Origin of the sequence: Thermus islandicus DSM 21543 (genome assembly GCF_000421625.1) — a bacterium.
Taxonomy (GTDB): Bacteria; Deinococcota; Deinococci; order Deinococcales; family Thermaceae; genus Thermus; species Thermus islandicus.
Map to the genome: position 1 here is coordinate 1 of NZ_ATXJ01000047.1, position 3,218 is coordinate 3,218.

General features: G+C 63.5%; 4 protein-coding genes. All 4 read right to left on the bottom strand.

Going from position 1 to position 3,218, the window contains the following annotated elements; translation table 11 throughout:
* Window positions 1–155 precede the first annotated feature (155 nt).
* The gene (locus H531_RS0112245) at window positions 156–1,001 is read right to left on the bottom strand and encodes an ABC transporter permease subunit (RefSeq protein ID WP_022799598.1); all 846 of its coding nucleotides are present in this window, start codon (window positions 999–1,001) and stop codon (window positions 156–158) included.
* Window positions 998–1,912, bottom strand: a complete 915-nt coding sequence (locus H531_RS0112250; RefSeq protein WP_028490850.1) for an ABC transporter ATP-binding protein — start codon at window positions 1,910–1,912, stop codon at window positions 998–1,000. The genes H531_RS0112245 and H531_RS0112250 overlap by 4 nt, the downstream gene beginning before the upstream one ends.
* Window positions 1,913–1,985: 73 nt before the next feature.
* The gene (locus H531_RS15290; RefSeq protein WP_369306859.1) at window positions 1,986–2,255 is read right to left on the bottom strand and encodes a GNAT family N-acetyltransferase; all 270 of its coding nucleotides are present in this window, start codon (window positions 2,253–2,255) and stop codon (window positions 1,986–1,988) included.
* Window positions 2,256–2,711: 456 nt separating this feature from the next.
* Window positions 2,712–3,110 carry a cytidine deaminase gene (locus tag H531_RS0112255; RefSeq protein ID WP_022799601.1) on the bottom strand — a complete coding sequence of 133 codons (399 nt, stop codon included), beginning with the start codon at window positions 3,108–3,110 and terminating at the stop codon, window positions 2,712–2,714.
* Window positions 3,111–3,218 lie beyond the last annotated feature (108 nt).

Here is a 3,218-nt window from a genome sequence, read left to right on the forward strand (position 1 = left end):
ACCAGGATGAGGGCCAGAAGACCCCAAAGGGGGTACTGCCGGTTGCGAGCCCGAGGGTCTGGGACCTGGGATAGGGCTTCACGCAGGGTCATGCCTCTTATTAACCCCAAGGGCCGCATAGCGGTCAAGTCTGGGGGAAAGAGATGCGGCGCGCTTCACGACGAGGCCTTGAAACGAGGGAGCGGGAGCATCCAGGAGCCCTCACCGCTCACCCGCAGATCCTTCCGCTCGAACCGCCAGCCCGCCATGATCAAAAAGACCAGCGAGGCGATGAGCAGCCCCAGCAGCCCCTCCACCTGCAGAGACCGGATGGCTTCTCCGCCCTGATAGGAGGTGAAGGGAGAAAAGCGGGCCACAGGTTCCAGCCGCTCATCCAGCCGGGCCAGGCCGTTCAGGAAGAAGCCAGCCACCAGCAGCGTCCCAACCACCGCTGCGGCCACCCGCCGCGAGGGGAACACCAGACTCAGCCAGAGGGCCAGGGTCCCGAACAGCCATAGCAGCGCGAACAGCGACAGGAAGGGCAGAAGCAGCTCCCCAGCCCCTAACCCCAGGTGCCGAGAGAGGGGTCGGGCGAGGAGCATGATCAAATATGTCAGCCCCAGGATGGCCACAGTGGCCACCAGGAAGGCCAGAACGCGAGCGGCAAAGAACGCCCGCCGGCTCACAGGCTGCGCCAGGAACAGATCCAGCATTCCGCTTTCCTCCAGGCCCGCGATCAGAGCGCTCCCAGTTAGAATGGCGAAAAACCCCAGGACGAGCGGCAGCCAGGAAAAGAGCTCCACGTGGAGATACGTCGCCGGATCCCCGATGTCCTGGACCTTCCCGAAGAAAACCAGCAGCTCCCGAGGATAAGCCCGCAGCAGCTCCTCCCACTGGGCCCGCTGCTCAAAGATCGTATCGTAGAAGGAGATGAGATAGGCCCCCAACAGGCCCAGCCCCAGCCCCCAGCCGATAATGGCCCACCGGAACCCTGACAGGGTGTAACGAAAGATCGCCTTCATCGGCGGACCTCCGGGGAAGGCTCGTAATAGGCAAGGAAGATCTCCTCCAGGCTCGGCCGTTCGGTCTCCAGATACTGAACGGGAAAAGCTGCCAGAACCTTGATAAAGGGATCCATGATCCCTTCCACCTGCAACAGGAACTCGTCCTCGTTCTCCCGGCGCAGCAGCCGCACGCCGGGCAAGGCGAGCAGGGGCTGGGGGTCCACCGGGGCCTGGAAGCGGACGCGCACCCGCCGCATCGCCCGATGGATCAGATCCGCCGTCCGGGCCACCTCCACCACTACGCCCTGCCGGATGATCCCCACCCGGTCAGCCACCTGCTCCACCTCGCTCATAATGTGGGAGGAGAAGAACACAGCGGCGCCCGCCGCCTGGGCCTCCCGCACCAGTCGCAGCACTTCCCGCTGCATCAGGGGATCCAGCCCCAGGGTGGGCTCGTCCAGGATCAGCAGCTCCGGCCGATGCATCATGGCCTGGATCACCCCCACCTTCTGCTTGTTCCCCTTCGATAAATTGCGAATGCGGGGACGCAGATCCAGATCCAGCCGATCCGCCAGCGACCGGACATAGCTCCAGTCCACGGTGCTCCCCCGTATGGCGGCGAAGAAGCGTAGAGCCTCTTCCACGGTCAGGTTCTCGTCGAAGTGGAGCTCCCCCGGGAGATACCCCACCCGCCGCCGTACCGCCACCGGGTCGCGCTGGGGATCGATCCCCAGCACCCGGATGGACCCACGGTCGGGACGGATGAAGTCCAGCATACAGCGAATGGTAGTGGTCTTGCCGGCGCCATTGGGCCCGAGGAAAGCGAAGATCTCTCCCAGGCGCACCTCCAGGTTCACCCCCCGCAAGGCCCGCACCCGGCCGTAGGATTTCTCAAGATCGCGGATTTCAATGGCCAGCCCCTCGCTCATGTGCATGCTCCCTTCGAAGGGTCCGCCCTTCCATCGGCGCATCCATTCTGTCCGGATGATGGCCCAGCGCCTGTCATCGCCGGATCAGAATACGAAGATCCCTCCATCCATATCCCAGCTGCCGAAGTCGAGCCCCTCCGATTTCTATCCAACCCGTTCGAACGAGTTCGCCGCCCAATTGCTCGTAGAACCGGCGGACCGGGTTCGCTTCGAGCACCCAGACCAGGAGCGTATCGATGTCATCTCGGAGAAGTTCCCTTGCGCATATGCTCATCAACTGCCGGCCGATGCCCTGTCGTTGATACTCAGGCAGCACATAGATCGCGTAGACCTTCCCCAGTATACCTCATCTCCAGTGCGCTCGGGGCCCGCGGCAGCGAAACCCACGATCTGCGCCTGATCTTCCGCTACCAGAATGAACCGCCCGGGTGCCGGATGCGCCAGCGCCTGTCGCCAGCGGGGAACATCCTCCTCCGGGGAGAGCTGGGCCAGGTATCCCGCGGGGACGATCCCAGTATACTGCGCCTTCCAGGTGATCACCCGAACTCGCGCGATCCCCGGGGCGTCCGCGGGGACAGCCCTCCGAATGCTGACCCGTGAGCGATTGGCCTGTTCCATCCAAGTCCTCCTTTCTGAGGAGATGCGCGGCTTGCTCGGGGTAAACCTCGGACTCTCCAATCCAGGGGGTTCGATCAGCATCGACCTGCCCCTGTCCAGTCCCAGACTTGCCTCTCTGGGAACGGTGGGCACAGCGTGCTCGGAGCTGCCGATGTTGCAGAAGTTGCATGGGAAACCGAGACTAAACGTTGCGCGTGTATTTGTTCGGCAACAAGGCTACCACGGGGACGGCTTCCTCTCCATGTTTCCCCGGGACGATGACCATTGCTGCGGGGGCATAATCGGATATCAGCTCGCGGCACATCCCGCACGGAGGCACAACCTCTCCATAGCGATTCACCGCCACGATGGACTCAATGTCTGTATCGCCCGCAGCCGCCGCCATGCCGATGGCTATCGCTTCGGCGCAAACTGCGATACGGCCCACGGTGGCCTCCAGATGGACCGCCGAGAAGGTCTTCCCCGAGCGCGTCCGCAGAGCACAGCCGATATGATGCCAGCCTTCCCGAAAGCGCCGCGCGATGATTCGCCGCGCCTCTTCGACCAAGGCCTTGTCCTCTTCCGACAGCCCGACGTGCATCCTGCCCCTTACGGGGCTAAGTGGTTTGCAACGGGACTACGCGGCCCGGTTCCTGGGCGCTGCCTGGGGTCGCAATCCCCTTACGGGGCTAAGTGGTTTGCAACTCTA